General features: G+C 54.8%; 11 protein-coding genes, 3 tRNA genes and 1 pseudogene. 9 read left to right on the forward strand and 6 right to left on the reverse strand.

Going from position 1 to position 19,160, the window contains the following annotated elements; translation table 11 throughout:
- Position 1: 1 nt before the first annotated feature.
- The 4 genes and pseudogenes from ptrA to O1Q74_RS04605 form a co-directional block, all read left to right on the forward strand.
- Positions 2-2,962: a pitrilysin gene (gene ptrA / locus O1Q74_RS04590; protein WP_271876441.1), complete on the forward strand. Its 2,961-nt coding sequence runs from the start codon at positions 2-4 to the stop codon at positions 2,960-2,962.
- Positions 2,959-6,540: an exodeoxyribonuclease V subunit beta gene (gene recB, locus O1Q74_RS04595; RefSeq protein WP_271876443.1), complete on the forward strand. Its 3,582-nt coding sequence runs from the start codon at positions 2,959-2,961 to the stop codon at positions 6,538-6,540. The genes ptrA and recB overlap by 4 nt, the downstream gene beginning before the upstream one ends.
- Positions 6,537-8,396 carry an exodeoxyribonuclease V subunit alpha gene (recD, locus tag O1Q74_RS04600; RefSeq protein ID WP_271876446.1) on the forward strand — a complete coding sequence of 620 codons (1,860 nt, stop codon included), beginning with the start codon at positions 6,537-6,539 and terminating at the stop codon, positions 8,394-8,396. Before recB ends, recD begins: the two co-directional genes overlap by 4 nt.
- Positions 8,397-8,480: 84 nt before the next feature.
- Positions 8,481-8,585: pseudogene (locus tag O1Q74_RS04605) on the forward strand (hypothetical protein); the annotation flags it as partial.
- Positions 8,586-8,648: 63 nt separating this feature from the next.
- On the opposite strand, the gene argA reads toward O1Q74_RS04605, so the two are convergent.
- The gene (gene argA / locus O1Q74_RS04610; RefSeq protein WP_271876450.1) at positions 8,649-9,992 is read right to left on the reverse strand and encodes an amino-acid N-acetyltransferase; all 1,344 of its coding nucleotides are present in this window, start codon (positions 9,990-9,992) and stop codon (positions 8,649-8,651) included.
- A 258-nt stretch (positions 9,993-10,250) separates the two neighbouring features.
- Between argA and amiC the strand changes: the two genes are divergently transcribed.
- Positions 10,251-11,495 (forward strand): N-acetylmuramoyl-L-alanine amidase AmiC, encoded by a 1,245-nt coding sequence (amiC, locus tag O1Q74_RS04615; protein WP_271876452.1) that lies wholly within the window; start codon positions 10,251-10,253, stop codon positions 11,493-11,495.
- 146 nt (positions 11,496-11,641) lie between these two features.
- Here the strand turns inward: amiC and O1Q74_RS04620 are convergent.
- The 3 genes from O1Q74_RS04620 to O1Q74_RS04630 form a co-directional block, all read right to left on the reverse strand.
- Positions 11,642-11,718, reverse strand: a tRNA-Met gene (locus O1Q74_RS04620).
- A gap of 55 nt (positions 11,719-11,773) precedes the next feature.
- Positions 11,774-11,850, reverse strand: a tRNA-Met gene (locus O1Q74_RS04625).
- Positions 11,851-11,921: 71 nt separating this feature from the next.
- A tRNA-Met gene (locus tag O1Q74_RS04630) sits at positions 11,922-11,998 on the reverse strand.
- Between the two features lie 271 nt (positions 11,999-12,269).
- On the opposite strand from O1Q74_RS04630, the gene mltA reads away from it, so the two are divergent.
- The 3 genes from mltA (at position 12,270) to tcdA (ending at position 16,564) form a co-directional block, all read left to right on the forward strand.
- Positions 12,270-13,406, forward strand: coding sequence for a murein transglycosylase A (gene mltA / locus O1Q74_RS04635; protein ID WP_271876455.1), 1,137 nt, complete (start codon positions 12,270-12,272; stop codon positions 13,404-13,406).
- 18 nt (positions 13,407-13,424) lie between these two features.
- A complete protein-coding gene (locus O1Q74_RS04640) occupies positions 13,425-15,683 on the forward strand; it encodes a molybdopterin-dependent oxidoreductase (RefSeq protein ID WP_271876458.1) in 2,259 nt (752 codons plus the stop codon).
- Between the two features lie 68 nt (positions 15,684-15,751).
- Positions 15,752-16,564 carry a tRNA cyclic N6-threonylcarbamoyladenosine(37) synthase TcdA gene (gene tcdA / locus O1Q74_RS04645; protein ID WP_180742162.1) on the forward strand — a complete coding sequence of 271 codons (813 nt, stop codon included), beginning with the start codon at positions 15,752-15,754 and terminating at the stop codon, positions 16,562-16,564.
- Between the two features lie 52 nt (positions 16,565-16,616).
- Here the strand turns inward: tcdA and csdE are convergent, their stop codons facing one another.
- Both csdE and csdA read right to left on the reverse strand, forming a co-directional pair.
- Positions 16,617-17,090 carry a cysteine desulfurase sulfur acceptor subunit CsdE gene (csdE, locus tag O1Q74_RS04650; RefSeq protein WP_271876461.1) on the reverse strand — a complete coding sequence of 158 codons (474 nt, stop codon included), beginning with the start codon at positions 17,088-17,090 and terminating at the stop codon, positions 16,617-16,619.
- 3 nt (positions 17,091-17,093) lie between these two features.
- On the reverse strand, positions 17,094-18,299 hold the full coding sequence (gene csdA / locus O1Q74_RS04655; protein ID WP_271876463.1) for a cysteine desulfurase CsdA: 1,206 nt from the start codon (positions 18,297-18,299) through the stop codon (positions 17,094-17,096).
- 183 nt (positions 18,300-18,482) lie between these two features.
- On the opposite strand from csdA, the gene O1Q74_RS04660 reads away from it, so the two are divergent.
- Positions 18,483-18,704 carry a YgdI/YgdR family lipoprotein gene (locus tag O1Q74_RS04660; RefSeq protein ID WP_271876466.1) on the forward strand — a complete coding sequence of 74 codons (222 nt, stop codon included), beginning with the start codon at positions 18,483-18,485 and terminating at the stop codon, positions 18,702-18,704.
- The last annotated feature ends 456 nt before the right edge of the window (positions 18,705-19,160 follow it).

Genomic DNA, 19,160 nt, shown 5'->3' on the forward strand with positions numbered 1-19,160 from the left:
CATGCGTAAACAGTGGGTCTGGATTACCGGGTGGTTTCTTTTATTCACATTCTGGCTTCCGGCGAGTTGGGCAGAGACGGGCTGGCAGCCGCTGGCTCAGACCATTCGAAAAAGCGAAAAAGATCCGCGGCAATATCAGGCGATCAAACTGGATAACGGCATGACCGTTCTGCTGGTTTCCGATCCGCAGGCACCCAAATCGTTGGCATCACTGGCGCTGCCTATTGGTTCGCTGGACGATCCTGATAACCAACTGGGGTTAGCGCACTACCTTGAACACATGGTGCTGATGGGATCAAAACGTTACCCTGAGCCAGAAGCGCTGTCTGAGTTTTTGAAAAAGCATGGTGGCAGCCACAACGCCAGCACGGCGTCTTACCGCACGGCGTTTTATCTGGAAGTCGAAAATGATGCGTTGCGGCCCGCTGTAGATCGGATGGCCGATGCGATTGCGGAGCCGCTACTCGATCCGGTGAATGCCGATCGTGAGCGTAACGCGGTCAATGCGGAATTAACGATGGCGCGTTCGCGTGACGGTCATCGCATCGCGCAGGTAGGCGCAGAGACGCTGAACCCAGCACACCCGAGCGCGCGTTTTTCGGGGGGGAATCTTGAAACCCTGAGCGATAAGCCTGGCAGCAAACTGCATGATGAACTGGTGAAGTTCTACCAGAAATACTACTCGGCCAACCTGATGAAAGGGGTGATTTACAGCAATCAACCTCTCCCTGAACTGGCAAAACTGGCGGCCGATACCTTCGGGCGCATTGCCAATCACAACGCCAGCGTTCCTGCGGTTACCGTTCCTGTCACGACGGAGAAGCAGCGTGGCGTGATGATTCACTATGTCCCTGCGCAACCGAGAAAACAGCTGCGTATTGAATTTCGCGTCAGCGATAGTAGCCAGGAATTTCGCAGCAAGACGGATACCTACATTAGCTATCTGATCGGCAACCGCAGCCAGAATACGCTTTCTGATTGGTTGCAAAAGGAAGGGCTGGTTGAGTCTATCGGTGCGGGTTCTTCACCGATTATCGACCGTAACGGCGGCATGTTCGCTATTTCAGCCTCGCTGACCGATAAAGGTTTGGCACAGCGTGACGAGGTGATTGCGGCCATCTTCCGTTACCTGCAAGAAATCCGCACCGAGGGGATTCAGCAACGTTATTTTGATGAGATCGCACGCGTCCTGGATCTGGATTTCCGCTATCCGTCCATCAGCCGGGACATGGACTACATCGAATGGCTGGTGGATACCATGCTGCGCGTGCCAGTCGAACACACGCTGGATGCGCAGTATGTTGCGGATCGCTACGATCCGAAGGCCATTGCTGCACGTTTAGACGAGATGACGCCGCAGAACGCGCGCGTTTGGGTTATCAGCCCGAATGAACCGCATAATAAAGTGGCCTACTTTGTCGATGCGCCGTACGAGATGGATAAAATTCCGTCAGCAACATTCGCAAAATGGAAAACGCTGGGGCAAAAAATGTCGCTGTCGTTGCCAACGATCAACCCTTATATCCCGGATGATTTTTCTCTGATCAAAGCGGATAAATCGATAACCAAGCCGACGCTTCTGCTGAATCAGCCGGGGCTGCGCGTGCTGTATATGCCAAGCCACTATTTCGCCGATGAGCCGAAAGCAGAAATCACCCTGTTCCTGCGTAATCAGGAAGCGCGCAGTACCGCACGGAATCAGGTGTTGTTCGCGTTAAATGACTATCTGGCGGGGCTGGCGTTGGATGAACTCAGCTATCAGGCCTCAGTTGGTGGCATTAGCTTCTCCACTCGCAGTAATGATGGTCTGGTAATTAGCGCCGATGGCTATACCCAGCATTTGCCACGATTGCTACTGACACTGGCGGATGGCTATGCCTCCTTTACGTCGACGGAAGCGCAATTGGAGCAGGCAAAGTCCTGGTACTTGCAGCAGTTGGATGCAGTCGAAAAATCAAAAGCCTTTGAACAAGCCATACAGCCGATTCAGGCGGTATCGCAACTGCCTTACTTCGAACGCGGCGAACGACGTAAGTTGCTGAAAGATATTCACTTACAGGATGTGATTAATTATCGCAACGATCTGCTGCAAAAAGCCACGCCGGAAATGCTGGTCGTCGGTAATCTGACACCGGAGAGCGTGACCGAGTTAGCGACGACGCTGAAAGCGCATCTGAAGGCGAAGGGTGAAAATCTGTCACGCAGCGATGATGTCAAAGTCAGCAAGCCACAGCTCGCTAATCTACAGCGCCCAGGCAGCAGCACGGATTCTGCGCTAGCGGCAGTGTATGTGCCAACGGGTTACGCGGAAACGCAAAGCATGGCGTATAGCTCGGTGCTGGGGCAGATCGTTCAGCCTTGGTTCTATAGCCAACTGAGAACGGAAGAGCAGTTGGGCTATGCGGTGTTTGCTTTCCCGATGTCGCTTGGCCGACAGATGGGCATCGGCTTCCTGCTACAAAGCAACAGCAAACAGCCTGCTTATCTGTATCAGCGCTATGAAGATTTTTACCTGAAAGCGCAAAAACGACTGCGTGAAATGAGTGAAGAAGAGTTCGCACAGTATAAACAAGGTGTGATGAATGAACTGAATCAACGTCCGCAGACATTGGGTGAAGAAGCCAGCCGACTGCGTAAGGATGTGGATCGGGAAAACTTTGCTTTTGACTCGCGGGAGAAACTGCTCGAACAAATCAAACCGCTGACAGTGGCGCAACTGGCCGATTTCTTCCAGCAGGCGCTGAAGCCTGAGGGGCTGGCCGTATTGTCGCAGGTTTCCGGCAGCCATCATGGTAAAGCTGACTATGCCGCACCGAAAGGATGGCATACCTACGCGGACGCCTCTTCATTGCAGAAAACGTTACCGCGTGAGAAAGCGCCTGCGATGATCCCTGCGCCAGCCGCACAGCCCGCAGCGGATACTGCGGCATCGGACGCTGTCGGTAAGGTTGCAGCACAATGACAAGTGCCGCGCCGCAATCATTAGACGTCATGACGTTACCGCTCCTGGGGGAGCGGCTGATTGAGGCGTCGGCCGGAACAGGGAAAACCTATACGCTGGCTACGCTGTATCTGCGCCTGTTGCTGGGGCTGGGTAAGCAAGCCGCGTATCCACGTCCGCTACTGGTCGAGGAAATTCTGGTTGTGACCTTTACGGAGGCCGCGACCGAAGAGCTGCGGGAGCGTATTCGTGCCAGAATTCACGCCTTGCGTATCGCCTGCCTGCGTAAAAGCGCGCAGGGGAAGGAGGCGGAAAAGCATAAAGATGCTTCGCTCGCGCAACTGCTGGCGGAGATTTCGGACCATCGCGATGCGGCTGATGTATTGCTGGCGGCTGAACGGCAAATGGATGAGGCGGCGATCTACACGATCCACGGTTTCTGCCAGCGTATGCTCAGTACCAATGCGTTTGAATCCGGCGTGCTTTTTGAACAAGTGCTGATAGAAGATGAGCAGCCGTTGCGCCGTCAGGCCTGCGCCGATTTTTGGCGTCGTTATTGCTATCCGCTGCCGGTAGAGGTCGCCCGTATTGTCGGTCTGGAGTGGAAAGGGCCAGAAAACCTGCTGGCCGATCTGGCTCCTTATCTGCACGGTGAAGCGCCTGCGTTTCGCTTGCCGCCAGAAGAAGACGAAACGTTGCTGAGTCGACATGAGAAAATCGTGGCGACGATCGATGCGTACAAACAACGCTGGCTGGCGTCAGCAGCGGAGCTGGAAGCGTTGATTAGCGCTTCTGGCGTCGATAAGCGCAGCTACAGCAGCAAGCATCTTCCCAACTGGTTACAGAAAGTCACGCTGTGGGCAGAGCAGCCGACGCTGGATTATCAACTGCCGAAAGATCTGGTGAGATTTGCCCAGCAAACGCTAATCGAGAAGACGAAGAAAGGTGAACCACCTGTTCATGCCCTGTTTGAGGAGACTGAGCGGCTGCTTGAAACGCCGCTATCGCTGCGTGATTTGGTGATTGTGCGTGCGCTGTCAGCGATCCGGGAGTCGGTGCGTGAGGAGAAACGACAGCGTGCGGAGCTGGGATTTGACGATCTGCTGAGTCGTCTGGATATTGCGTTGCAGCAGCCGGGGGGAGAGCAGCTTGCCAGCGCCATTCGCGAGCGCTATCCGGTAGCAATGATTGATGAGTTTCAGGATACCGACCCCCAGCAGTACCGTATTTTCCGAACGTTGTACGTCAGGCAGCCGCAGTGTGGTCTGCTGTTGATCGGTGATCCTAAACAGGCTATTTATGCATTTCGCGGCGCGGATATTTTTACCTATATGCACGCGCGCGGAGAAGTGGCTGCACATTATACGCTGGGCACGAACTGGCGTTCGTCGCATCAGATGGTGCGTGGCGTTAATCGTTTGTTTGAGCGCCTCGACCATCCTTTTATTTTCCACAATATCCCTTTCCTGCCGGTCAAGCCTGCCGACTCTAAACGCGGCCTGGTGTTTGAGGTTGCCGGGCAGCCTCAGCCTGCGTTGCAATTCTGGCTAACGGGCTCAGAACCGATCGGCATAGGGGATTATCAGCAGCAGATGGCGCGCCAGTGTGCGGCGCAGATTCGTGACTGGCTGGCGGCCAGCCAGCGTCATGAAGCCTGGTTGGTCAGCGATGATTCACGGCGTTTGGTCAAAGCCTCCGACATGAGTGTGCTGGTGCGCAGCCGGCGTGAAGCCTCGCTGATTCGTGATGCACTGAGCCGTTTGTCGATTCCCTCGGTGTATCTGTCCAATCGCGACAGCGTGTTTAGCACGCCAGAAGCCAGCGATATGTTGTGGCTGTTGCAGGCGGTGCTGGCACCGGAGCAGGAGCGCACGTTACGCAGTGCAATGGCGACGGCGCTGATGGGGCTAGATGCCGAACAGGTTGATGCGTTAGGGCAAAGCGAAGCAACATGGGATGCGCTGGTGGATGAGTTTGCCGGTTATCGCACGCTGTGGCGTCAGAAAGGCGTACTGCCGATGCTGCGTGCGCTAATGAGCCAACATCAATTGGCGGAAAACCTGCTGGCGAGCGCGGACGGGGAGCGCCGCATTACCGATATCCTGCATATCGGTGAGTTATTGCAGGATGCCTCGGCAACGCTCGATAGCGAACATGCGCTGGTGCGCTGGCTATCGCAACAGATTGTCCAGCCGAATCCGCAGGCCGAGAATCAGCAGCTACGTCTGGAAAGTGACCGTCATTTGGTGCAGATCGTCACGATCCATAAATCGAAAGGATTGGAATACCCGCTAGTGTGGCTGCCTTTCATCAGTAATTTCCGCGTGCAGGATCAGGGCATTTATCACGATCGCGAGAGCTATCAGGCCGTATTGGATCTGCAAAATCATGAGGAAAGTCAGACGTTGGCGGAAGAAGAGCGGCTGGCGGAAGATTTACGTTTGCTGTATGTCGCGCTAACCCGCTCTATTTACTACTGTAGCGTAGGCGTTGCGCCTGTTCAGCGGTCACGTAAGAAAGACGGCAGCAGTGATATGCACCAGAGCGCGCTGGGCTATTTACTCCAGCGCGGTAAAGAAGCTGAGGCTGCCACGTTAGTCAGCGAGCTGGAGGGCATGGTCGGGGACGGTGTTGCATTGACACCGCTACAGGCGACGGAAACGCAGCGCTGGCAGCCGGATAGACCAGAGTTGGCAGAGCTACAGGCTCGTCATATTGAGCGCCAATTGCGCGACGGCTGGCGAGTCACCAGTTATTCGGGACTTCAGCAGCATGGCACCACAAGTGCGCAGGATCTGGTGCCGCGTCTGGATATCGAAGCGATAGGCGAGCGTCAGGAAACGGATGAAGCCCAACTGACACCGCATACGTTCCCGCGCGGCGCAAGTCCGGGGACGTTTTTGCATAGCCTGTTTGAAACGCTGGATTTCACCCAGCCTGTTGATGATGGCTGGCTAGCCGAGCAGTTGCAGCTACAGGGATTTGAAGCGCACTGGCATCCGGTGTTGAAGGTGTGGATGGATACGCTTTTGCATACGCCGCTTAACAATCAAGGGATGACACTGTCGGCGCTGGATAACACAGATAAGCAGGCTGAATTACAGTTCTATATACCAATTGATGCTCCAATACATGCGGCGCAGCTCGACCGGTTGGCAAAGCATCACGATCCGCTATCCGCGCGGTGTCCGGCGCTCTCTTTTCAGCAGGTGAAAGGCATGCTGAAAGGATTTATCGATCTGGTGTTCCGCTGGGAAGGGCGCTATTACCTGCTGGACTACAAATCCAATTGGCTCGGCCCTGATGCCAGTGCGTACACCCAAACGGCCATGATGCAGTCGATGGCCGAACACCGCTATGACCTGCAATACCAGCTCTATACGCTGGCTTTGCATCGCTATCTCCGTCACCGCATTGCGGATTATGTCTATGAGCGCCACTTTGGCGGCGTGTTTTATCTGTTTTTACGCGGCGTTGAGGAATCTCACCCCGGCAATGGCATCTTTGCTTGCCGCCCCTCTGCTGACTTTGTTTTTGGGCTTGATACGCTCTTCAAGGGAAAGATGCCTGACGATGCTGATACAGGAATTCCCTCATGATTGCCTTGCTTGAAATGGCACTGGCGCGGCGACTGCTGCGCCCGCTGGATATGCAGTTTGCCAGAATGCTGGCGGATGAGACGCAGCCCGCTCTGCTGCTGGCCGCCGCCTGCCTGAGCGCGCACTCGGGCGCGGGGCATGTGTGCTTACCGCTGGAGAATTTGCAGGCACAGACGCTGTTTGATGGTCGCGATCCTGATCTGGCACAACAGCTGCTTACGGAGGCAGGGCTCAACACGGTCGCCGCATGGCAGCAGCGTTTGCTGGCATCTGACGCTGTCAGCGACGGCAGTTCATCGACGCCGCTGGTGTTGCAGGGAGAAAAGCTTTATTTACAGCGCAGCTGGCAGAGTGAGGGGCGCGTGGCGCGCTTTATCGCCAGCGAACGCGATACGCTACCCGTTGATGAACCTGCGATCCGGGCCGCGTTGGATCGGTTATTTCCTGACACGGGCGAAGAGGTTGACTGGCAGAAAGTCGCCGCCGCTGTCGCATTGACGCGCCGTATTGCGATTATTTCTGGCGGGCCGGGGACGGGGAAAACCACGACGGTCGCCAGACTGCTGGCCGCATTGATTGAACTGAATACGGGGGAAGCGTTACGTATTCAATTAGCCGCACCGACTGGGAAAGCGGCAGCGCGGCTCACGGAGTCGCTGGGTCAGGCTCTGCATCGTCTGGCGGTGGAACCTCAGCAGCGGGATGCGTTTCCGCAGGAAGCGACAACGCTGCACCGGCTCTTGGGTGCGGTGACGGATAGCCAGCGCCTGCGCCATAATCAGGACAACCCGCTGCATCTGGATGTGCTGATTGTGGATGAGGCGTCAATGGTCGATCTGCCGATGATGGCGAATGTGATTGCTGCGCTTCCGCCACACGCCAGAATTATCTTTCTGGGCGATCGCGATCAGTTAGCGTCCGTTGAGGCGGGGGCGGTATTGGGCGATATTTGTCGTTTTGCCGAGGCTGGCTATAGCCGCGCGCGGGCGCAGCAATTGCAGCGGCTGACGGGCTGTAGTCTGGATGAAAGCGGCCCTGAAGGACAGACGACGGTCAGTGACAGTATCTGCCTGTTACGCCGGAGTTATCGCTTTGATCCGTATTCCGGTATTGGACAATTGGCGCAGGCGGTGAACGGCGGCGATGATGTTCGCGTGCGTGAGGTGCTGAATGGCGAGTTTACCGACATTACCTGTAGTCCGTTAGCCGATGCTGAAGAATATCAGGCCATGTTGGCACAGTGTGTCGACGGATATGGTGATTATCTACAGCTTATTACTGCGGGATCCTCGCCGGATGCCGTGCTGCTTGCCTTCCAGCGTTATCGCCAACTGTGCGCGTTGCGTGAAGGGCCGTTTGGCGTCGCAGGGCTGAATCAGCGCATCGAGCAGGCTTTGCATCAGGCTGGGTTGATTCAGCGTAGTCGTCATCCGCTTAACCGCTGGTATCCCGGCCGCCCAGTCATGATTGAACGTAACGATGCTGCTTTGGGCCTATTCAACGGCGATATTGGTATTGCCATGATGGGAGAGAGCGGGGAGCTACGCGTGTTTTTCCCCCTGCCGAATGGCGAAACCAAAGATGTCACGCCAAGCCGTCTGCCGCCGCACGAAACGGCCTATGCGATGACGGTGCATAAATCGCAAGGGTCGGAGTTTGATCATACCGCGCTGGTGTTGCCTAACCACTATTTGCCGGTGCTGACGAGGGAGTTGGTGTATACCGCCATCACCCGTGCACGCCAGCGTTTGTCTCTCTATACCGACATCAGGATCCTCTGTCGTGCGGTGAAGACGCCAACGCAGCGCTATAGCGGTTTGGAAGAGCGAATTAGCGCGTTAATGGCACGTTCTTGAGAGCATGCTGCTTATAGTGAACTGTTTTATTAGATATTAACGTCAGGCCGATTCGCGCTCAATCAGTGAAAAACCAATATCTACGATGAGCGCATGTGGGGATCCGATCGTTTGGGACTCGGGTTCACGCTGAGTGAACAGGCAAGGAAATGGACGACGCTGAGCGGTGAGTTTGGCAAGCAGCCATAAATGGACAAACGCTTGTGGCCGATTTTACGGTCGGCCACGAGCGGCGTTATTGAGTGGAATCGCTCAGAGGTCCAACACCAGAATCTTCGAGCGACGCTGGTAGTTGTACAGCGCCTGTTTTTTCTTCGGCAGCATTTCCACTTCGGCGGGTAAAAAGCCGCGCTCCTGGAACCAGTGGATGCTGTGCGTCGTCAGCACAAACAGCTTTTGCAGACCCTGCTGACGCGCCTGGGCGGCAATACGTAGCAATAGCATATCGCCGCGCGATGAACTGCGGTAATCCGGATGAACCGCAACGCAGGCCATTTCGCCGATGCTTTCTTCCGGGAACGGATAAAGTGCCGCGCAGGCGATAGTCAGGTTATCGCGTACCACGACGGTGAATTTGTCGATCTCCATTTCTAACTGTTCGCGCGAGCGTCTGACCAGAATACCTTGCTCTTCCAGCGGGCGAATCAGTTCCAGAATGCCGCCGATGTCATTGATGGTTGCACGGCGAACCTGCTCGGCGCTTTCCATCACGATCTGCGTACCGATGCCGTCACGTGAGAACAGCTCCTGCAGCAGCGCACCGTCATCCTGATAGCTGATCAGGTGGCTGCGGCGCACACCGCTACGGCAGGCTTTAACCGCGCCGCGCAGGAATCGAACCGTACCCGAATGGTAATCGCCAGCCTGTTCCAGTGCATCAATACGCTTCTGTGCATCGTCAGGGAACAGCTCGGAAATGATGTTGCCTTCTTCATTGGTCACGCCCTGTGAGGAGCAGAAACCGATCATCTTTTCCGCTTTCAGCTTAATGGCGAGCTGGGTCGCGACCTCTTCCGAGGTTAAATTGAAACTTTCACCCGTGACAGAAACCGCAACCGGTCCGAGCAGGACAATCGCGCCGCTATTCAGCTGGCGATGAACGGCTTCTTCATCAATGCGGCGAATGCGGCCGCTGTGGCAGTAGTCCACGCCGTCATCAACGCCAAGCGGTTGCGCGATAATAAAATTACCGCTGACGACATTAATATGGGCACCTTGCAGCGGCGTGTTGTTCAGGCTCATCGACAGTCGGGCCGTGATGTCCAACTGCAGCATCCCCGCCGCCTGCTTAACCAGCTCCAGCGTGGCGCTGTCGGTGATGCGGGTGTTTTTATGGTAGTGAGGCTCGTAGTGATGCGTTGTCAGGTTGGCATCGATCTGGGGGCGAGCGCCATAAACGACGACCAGCTTAATCCCCAGACTGTGCAGCAGCCCGATATCATTTACGATGCTAGAGAAGTTGGCATGCTCAATGGCTTCGCCACCTAACATGATGACAAACGTTTTGCCACGGTGGGCATTGATATAGGGAACTGAATGGCGGAAGCCCTGAACCAGTTCTGTACTACGTTCCTTCACTGCGAGCCCTCTTTGCATTTTTATTCGTAATTTATGTATTTTTATTCTTTATGGCGTAAAAGGCAAGAGGAAGTATTCACCATAAAAGCGAGGTTAATGCTTCAAATTTATGATATCCGCCTGTTATAAGGCCTGCAGATGATTTTTGCATGACAGGGCAGAGCAGATTCGTTAAAGTTTTTGACAATTTTTACCTTTATTCATTTTTTGATCGCTTATCCCATGCAGTAGCAAACAAAAATTCAGGATAACGCACAGCAATCAGATCGGAGCGGCATGTCTCATTCGAATCATCATCTGACTCGACGGCGTCTATTACAAAGCGCAGCAGCAACCTGGCTGTTAAGCGTAAGTGGTGTAGGGATGGCGGCGACAACACAGGTTGTTGCCGTGCGCGTCTGGCCGTCTTCTGCCTATACCCGCGTCACGCTGGAATCTAATCACCCGCTGAAATATAAACAGTTTAGTCTCAGTAATCCTGAACGCATTGTGGTGGATATCGAAAATGTTCACCTGAACAGCGTATTGAAGGAAATAGCCAGCCAGTTTCAGCAGGATAACGATCCGCTGATTAAAGAAGCGCGCATCGGCCAGTTTGATAAAAGCACGGTGCGTTTGGTGCTGGAACTCAAACAGCAGGTGACGACCAAAGTCTTTACGCTGGGGCCGGTGGCCGAATTCAAGCATCGGCTGGTGCTGGATTTGTACCCTGCGGCAGGGCGCTATGACAACGAAGAAGATCCGCTGCTGGCGCTGTTGGAGGATTACAACAAAGGCGATCTGGAGCGCACGCTGCCAGCAGAAGCGCCGAAAGCCGGGAAGGCCGGGCGGGATCGTCCGCTGATTATTATGCTCGACCCTGGTCATGGCGGTGAAGATCCCGGTGCGATTGGCAAGAATAAAACGCGCGAGAAAGACATCGTGCTGCAAATCGCCCGCCGCCTGCGCAAGCTGATCGATAATGAATCCAACATGAAAGCGCATATGACGCGCAATGAAGATGTGTTCATTCCGCTGCGCGTGCGGGTGGCGAAAGCGCGCAAGCAGCGTGCCGATCTGTTCATTTCGATTCATGCGGATGCGTTTACCAATCGTTCGGCAAGAGGATCGTCGGTTTTTGCCCTCTCGAAGAAAGGGGCAACCAGTACCGCCGCCAGATTTCTGGCAGAAACTCAGAACGAATCGGATTTGATTGGCGGCGTGAGCATGAGCGGCGATCGCTATCTGGATCACACCATGTTCGATCTGGTGCAGACCGTCACTATCAGCGACAGCCTGAAGTTTGGTCAAGAGATCCTGAGTCGGTTGGGTAAAGTGAATCGCCTGCATAAAAACAGCGTCGATCAGGCTGGGTTTGCGGTACTGAAAGCGCCGGATATTCCGTCTGTTCTGGTTGAGACGGCATTTATCAGTAATCTGGAGGAAGAGCGCAAGCTGCGTACCAGCCAGTTTCAACAGCAGATTGCCGAATCCATTTTTGCAGGCATTAAAGCCTACTTTGCCAGTCAGGCTCAGCAGTAGTTGATGTTGCTGATGTCGCACGATGGCTGCGCCTAACCGGCGCGGTTCAGAGGAAAGAGGTCGCGCAGAAAACAAAAAAGCACCCGTTAAGGTGCTTTATCGCTGCGTTCTTAATCGAACAGAACGTAATTGAAAATAGTCTTAATTGGTTGCGGGGGCCGGATTCGAACCGACGACCTTCGGGTTATGAGCCCGACGAGCTACCAGGCTGCTCCACCCCGCGTCCGTATGACTTTCTTTACTACTTTTACTTCCCTTGATGGACGACTCACATCAATTGGTTGCGGGGGCCGGATTCGAACCGACGACCTTCGGGTTATGAGCCCGACGAGCTACCAGGCTGCTCCACCCCGCGTCCGTACTAACTTTTTACTATTGACTATCTTTTACTACTTTCACTTTTCTTGATGGACGACTCACATCAATTGGTTGCGGGGGCCGGATTTGAACCGACGACCTTCGGGTTATGAGCCCGACGAGCTACCAGGCTGCTCCACCCCGCGTCCGTGGATGCGCACTATACTCTCCATGAGTATTGATGCAACCTATTTCTCTAAAAAGCGCGGTATTTGGCTGTCAGGTGATTGATTTACCGCCTTATAGGTTGTTTTGTGACCGTAATGTGGCGATGGGAGGAAACCCCACCTTTTACTGTGCCGCGTGCCGAATGGCATACGCGCGATCCGTGGATTTATATGCTGTCCCATTCCTTTCTCGATAGCCGTTTGTTATCGTTCGACGGTAAATTTTTTGATGTAAAAAGCGAGTGCAAAGATGAAGGGACGGTGGGGAAAATATGTGCTGACCGCAGTGGTCATTGCCATTCTGGCTGGGTGTCAATCCCGGCCAACCGATCGCGGGCAGCAATATAAAGATGGTCACCTCAACCAGCCTCTGGAATTGGTGAATGAGCCGAATGCCAAGGGTAAACCCGTCAACGCACGGGATTTCATGACTCAGGTTTCTGAAATCCGCTCGGCGTCACCGAATCTCTATACGCGCAATAATACGACTTTTCAGGCGATTGAAAACTGGATGATGTCCGGGGCTGATACCCGTGAACTGAGCAAGTTTGGTCTGAACGCCTGGCAGATGGAAGGCGTTGATAATTTTGGTAACGTGCAGTTTACCGGTTATTACACGCCGGTGTTGCAGGCGCGCCATACCCGCCAGGGGGAATTCCGCCATCCTTTATATGCCATGCCGTCGAAGGGCAGAAAGAACAGTCGGCTGCCGGATCGTGCTGGCATTTATGCTGGAGCGCTGGATGACAGGCTGGTTCTCGCCTGGACTAACTCGCTGGTCGATAACTTCATGATGGAAGTGCAGGGCAGCGCCTATATTGATTTTGGCGATGGACGTCCGCTGACGTTCTTCGGCTATGCGGGTAAAAACGGCCATGCCTACCGCAGTATTGGTAAAGTGTTGATCGATCGGGGTGAAGTCCCGCGTGAAGAGATGTCTATGCAGGCCATCCGCAAGTGGGCGGAGCAGCACACCGAATATGAAGTACGTGAATTGTTTGAGCAGAATCCCTCTTTCGTGTTCTTTAAACCCATGATGTCCGCCCCTGTCAAAGGGGCCAGCGCCGTGCCGCTGGTGGCGAAAGCCTCTGTGGCATCTGACCGTTCGCTGATTCCGGCTGGTACCGCTCTGTTAATGGAAGTGCCGCTGCTGGATAACGTAGGTAAATTCACTGGCAAGTATGAAATGCGCCTGATGATTGCGCTGGATGTCGGCGGGGCGATTAAAGGCCAGCACTTCGATATGTATCAGGGTATTGGGCCGGATGCAGGCCACTCGGCTGGCTTCTATAACCACTATGGACGGGTTTGGGTGTTGAAGAACGCACAAAGCAGTACGGCGAACGGTTCAGGTTCTTCACTGCTGGTTAATTATCAACAAAACTGATGCTTCTCTGAGGTTGTCATGGCGATTAAACGTTATCCACATCTTGCGCATTGGGGCGCGTTTACCGCTGTAGTTGAAGACGGCAGGTTGATTCGATGCGAGCCGTTTGCTGACGATCCGGCACCTTCTGACATGCTCGATTCCATCGTGCCGCTGGTGTATTCCGACCGGCGTATCCGTCGGCCTTCGGTGCGGCGTTCCTGGCTCCAGAAACGCGAAAATAGCGACAGAACGCTGCGTGGCCGGGAAGACTTTGCTGAAGTGGATTGGGATGTGGCGCTCGATCTGGTTGCGCAGGAGAATCGTCGTATTCGCGATCGTTACGGTGCGGACGGCTTGTTTGCCGGTTCCTACGGCTGGTCATCTGCCGGGCGCTATCACCATGCGCGTTCTCAGGTACGACGCTTCTATTTCTCTGGCGGCGGCGCGGTCGATCAGCAGGGGAATTACAGCTGGGGCGCAGCGCAGTTCTTCCTGCCGTATGTGATTGGCACCTTCCATCCGCTGACGGGCAAGGTGACGGAATGGCGCAGTGTCGCTGAGCACTGTGATATTTTCCTTGCGTTTGGCGGTCTGGCGCTGAAAAACGCGCAGGTGGCCTCCGGCGGTGCCGGACACCACACGTTGAAGCCTGCGCTGGAAGCGCTGGTGGCGAAAGGCATTCCGGTCATTAACATCAGCCCGATGCGCGATGACTGCCCCGAGTTTGTGAACGCCGAGTGGATTCCTATCCGACCGAATACCGATGTCGCTCTGATGCTGGCGCTGGGCTATGAGATTCAGCGCTTGGGCGCTGACGATAAGGATTTCCTGCAACGCTACTGTGTTGGCTATGAGCAACTGAGCGACTATTTGCATGGCCGCGGCGATGGCGTGGTGAAAACGCCCGAATGGGCCAGCGATATCACGGGCATTCCCGCCGAGCGTATCCGGCGTCTGGCGCAACAGCTGATTGGCGTGCGCAGCTTTATTACCTGTTCTTACTCTGTGCAACGCGCGCACCGCGGTGAGCAGCCGTACTGGATGATGATTGCGCTGTCCTCAATGCTGGGACAGGTGGGGTTACCGGGTGGCGGCTTCTCCTTCGGGCACGGCTCGATGAATAGCGTGGGCAACGAGCGTATTTCAACGCCTGCGCCAGCTTCACCTTCCAGCCCGAATGCGGGACGAGCAATCCCCGTGGCGCGCATCGCCGATATGCTCTTGCATCCCGGTACGCCTTATACCTTTCAGGGAGAAACCCATACTTATCCCGATATTCATCTGATTCATTGGGCGGGCGGTAATCCGTTCCATCACCATCAGCAGTTGAACCGTCTGGTAGACGGCTGGCGTAAGCCGGATACGGTGATTGTGCAGGATATCGTCTGGACGCCAGCGGCGCAAATGGCGGATATCGTGCTGCCTGTTACGACCACGCTGGAGCGTAATGACATCGGCGGGTCGTCCCGCGATCGCTTTATTTTTGCCATGCATCAGGCGATTGCGCCGCAGCATCAGGCGCGTAATGACGTGGATATCTTCAGCGAGCTGGCGGAGCGTTTGGGTTATGGCGATGTGTTCACGCAAAATCGCAGTGAGCGGCAGTGGCTGGAACACCTTTATGACGAGTGCCGTTCAAGGCAGCGAGGCGTTGCCGACAGTTGGCCGTCATTTGAGGATTTCTGGCAGCAGGGACATGTAGAAATCCCGATGGATGAAAAGCCGTTTGTGTTCTTTGAGGATTTTCGCCGCGACCCGCAGCAACATGCGCTCAGTACGCCCAGCGGAAAAATAGAACTGTTCAGCTCCGCGATTGCCAGCTATGGCTATGCCGATTTTGCACCACACCCGGAGTGGCAACCTCCCGTTGAATGGTTGGGAGCCAAAAGCACGGAAGAATGGCCGCTGCACTTTATTTCCATTCAGCCGTCCGACCGTTTGCATAGCCAACTTGCCGCGACGCCGCTGGTTGCCGCGAATAAAACCGCAGGAAAAGAGACGCTTTACATGCACCCGCAGGATGCTGCTGCGCGGGATATCGCCGACCGTTCACAGGTGGAAGTCAGAAATGCGCGTGGTCGTATTCTGGCAGGTGTGCAGATTACTGACGGCGTCACGCCGGGCGTGGTGATCATGTCCACCGGTGCCTGGTTTGAGCCTGGATTTGGTCAGAAAACGTGGCATCCGGTTGAACAGTCTGGCAATGCGAATGTACTGACGCTGGATATCGGTACGTCGCCGCTCACGCAGGGGCCGAATGCCATGAGCTGTCTGGTGGATGTCGTGCGGGTTTAGCGCTATCCTGAGCCGCTTTTTCTCGCGGTTTTATTCTTCTGTGATTTTGTTTTCGTAAGGTTGGTTGAATGAGTACGCAATTATCCGAAGCCTATTTGCAACGCTTTGGCGGCACCGCGCGGTTATATGGTCAACAGGCGCTGGCGCTGTTTTCTCAGGCTCACGTTTGTGTGATTGGCATTGGTGGCGTCGGTTCCTGGGCGGCTGAGGCGCTGGCGCGTACCGGCATCGGCGCGATCACGCTGATCGATATGGATGATGTGTGCGTCAGTAACACCAACCGGCAGATCCACGCGCTGCGTCAGCACACTGGACAGTCGAAGACGGAAGTGATGGCGGAACGTATTCTGGCGATCAACCCAGAATGTCGCGTCACCTGCGTGGATGATTTCATCAGTGCGGAAAACGTGGCCGAGCTGCTCGATAAAAACTTCAGCTATGTGATTGACGCCATCGACAGCGTGCGCCCGAAGGCGGCGCTGCTCTCCTACTGTCGCCGCTATAAAATCCCGGTGGTGACAACGGGCGGTGCCGGCGGACAGATCGATCCGACTCGGATTGAAGTGGTCGATCTGGCGAAAACGATTCAGGATCCGCTGGCTGCCAAGCTGCGCGAGCGGTTAAAGCACGATTTTAACGTGGTGAAGAACAGTAAAGGGAAGCTGGGGATCGACTGCGTATTCTCCAGCGAGCCGCTGGTTTATCCGCAGCCTGACGGTTCCGTTTGTGCATCGCGCAGCACGGCAGACGGCGTCATGCGTATGGATTGCGCATCAGGCTTTGGGGCTGCGACGATGGTCACCGCAACCTTCGGGTTTGTTGCGGTATCCCATGCGCTGAAGAAGATGATGGCGAAAAGGGAAAGGGCGTCTGCGACGTAACAGGTGTTTGTGACAAAATAAAGCCTGTGGTGCAGAAGTCGCGTGAATTTCGCTATTTTCCCGCGACTTCTTGTTCTGCTATGTCCCTGATTCTGGCGGCCAGCGCCGCCAGTCCGCTTGAACGCGAAGCGCTGAGCTGTGCGCGCAGCCCCAACATATCGAACAGCGCCAGCGGATCGTGCTGTAATAGCGTTTCTGGCGCTTTTCCCTCAACGGCGGTGAGCAATACCGCCAGTAATCCCCGCACGATGCGTCCGTCGCTGTCACCGTAAAAATGCAACCTGCCATTTTCCTGACGTTGATAACCCAGCCAGACGCGATTTTCACAGCCGGATAATGAAATCTCGTCTGTCTTCAGCACTTCAGGCAGTGCGGGTAACGCCTTCGCCAATAAAATGAGCTGCCGATAGCGATCTTCCCATGCGTGGCAGGTATCGAAGCGCGCCAGCAGATCGGCGACGGTGATGGCGTGGCCAAAAGGATGCGTGTGGTCAAAAGGATGCATCGTGTCGGTGGTTTCGGTCATGGTTTAGTCGATCAGTAATTCAAGGGCGTTGCCCACTGCGGCTGTCAGCGCAGCAACATCTTGTTGGTTATTGTATGGGGCGAATGAGGCACGGAGTGTGCCGCTGACACCGAGCGCGTCCATCAACGGCATTGCGCAGTGATGCCCGGCACGCAGCGCAATGCCGCTTTCGGCTAACAGCGTCACTAAATCGCTGTGGTGCACATCGGCAATATCAAAGGACAGTACGCTGGACTGCGGGCTACGGAAGCTACGAAAGCCGGGGAACTGCGCCAGATGTGTTTCGGCAAGCTGCGCCAGGCGCTGGCTGTGCTGTTCCGCGGCGTGCCACTCCTGCTCGCTTAGCCAGTCTAACGCCGCAGACAGGCCAAGCACGCCGGCAATGTGTGGCGTTCCTGCCTCAAACCGCTGTGGAATCGCCCGAGGCTTGAAGCCGTCAAAGGACACCTGCGTCATCATTTTTCCGCCGCCTTGCCACGGTATCATGCTTTCCAGCAAGGCGGTTTTGCCGTACAGCACACCAATCCCGGTTGGGGCATACAGCTTGTGTCCGGAAAACGCATAGAAATCAATATCCAACGCCTGTACATCCGGCGGACAGTGAACAATGCCCTGCGCGCCATCAACCATCACTACCGCACCATAGCGGTGGGCCAGCGCAATCGCGCGCGCTAGGTCGGGCTGTCCGCCCGTCACGTTTGACATTTGCCCCAATGCCAGCAGCCGGGTTTTGGGGGTGAGCCGTGTGGCTAGCTGCTCAACATCCGGTAAGAAGTCCGCGCCTATCGGTAACTTCACCACCTTTGCGCCGGTTTGCTGCGCCACCATTAGCCACGGAATGAGGTTAGCGTGATGTTCCGCCTCACTCACCACGATTTCATCGCCCGGTTGAAGGCGAGGACGGGCATAGCTCTGCGCAACCAGATTGATTGCTTCCGTTGTGCCTCTGGTCCAGACAATCGAACGTGGATCGTCCGCGCGGAGTAACGTAGCGACCTGCTCTCGAGCGCCTTCAAAGCGCTGGGTCAACGCCTGCGCACCGCGATGCTGGCTACGGTGTACCGTACCACTCTCACTGCAATAGAACGCTTGAACCGCATCAATGACAGCCTGTGGTTTCAGCGCGGTCGCGGCGCTATCAAGATACACCGTCGAATGCTGAAGGGCGGGGAACTGTTGGCGAAAGGTGGCGGGGTTAAACGGTGTCATGAGCATCCTCTTTTGGAGGGCCGATCCTGTCCCATTTTGTCGAGAGAGACAAGTTTAGGACTATGCCTAATGCGATTTTATGGAAAAAAAAGCAACTGTTGCTACGCTTTAAAGTGTTAATTTTCAGGATTTCCTGATGAATAAGGTTAACTAGAAAACATTTAAATTCATTGAGGGTTAACTATGAAGAATAAAATTTCTATTTTTGCCGCTATCGTGATGGCGTTTTCTCTGGCAGCCTGTTCCAGTAATTACGTCATGCATACTAATGACGGTCGTACCATCGTCGCAGAGGGGAAACCGAAGGTTGACGATGAGACGGGTATGATCAGCTATACCGATGCCTACGGTCAGCAACAGCAAATTAATCGTGATAATGTGAAAGAAATGGTGCAAGGGAAGTAGTGCTGCTTGCCTACCATTACACGTTGCCCGTTAAGCCGTGTCAGACTGAGATAGGTGTGCCATGGCATTTCAGGTGTGAAACGTAAGCAAAAAAAAGCACCGCAATTTGCGGTGCTACACAAAAAATCACTTTGGACAGACAGGGTAAATGTACAGGAAGTGAATAGGGTAGACTCGCTACCACATCTGCAAAAGGCAGATAAACAAATAGCAAACACAACATCACAACCACAAGCCAAAAGCACCTCAGGTTACCCCTCCGCACTTTTCGTTCCGGCCCAGGAAGTTGCGCTAATATAGGTATTTGCTGGTACATCCTCAACGGACAAATTATAATGTCTCGGATTACAAAAACTAATATACCCGTCATACTTCAAGCTGCATGTGCGTTGGCTTCCCTTACTCACCCCAGTCACTTACTCATGTAAGCTCCTGGGGACTCGTGCGGTTGCCGCC

The sequence above is a fragment of the Pectobacterium sp. A5351 genome, from assembly GCF_028335745.1.
In the GTDB taxonomy this organism is placed as follows: Bacteria; Pseudomonadota; Gammaproteobacteria; order Enterobacterales; family Enterobacteriaceae; genus Pectobacterium.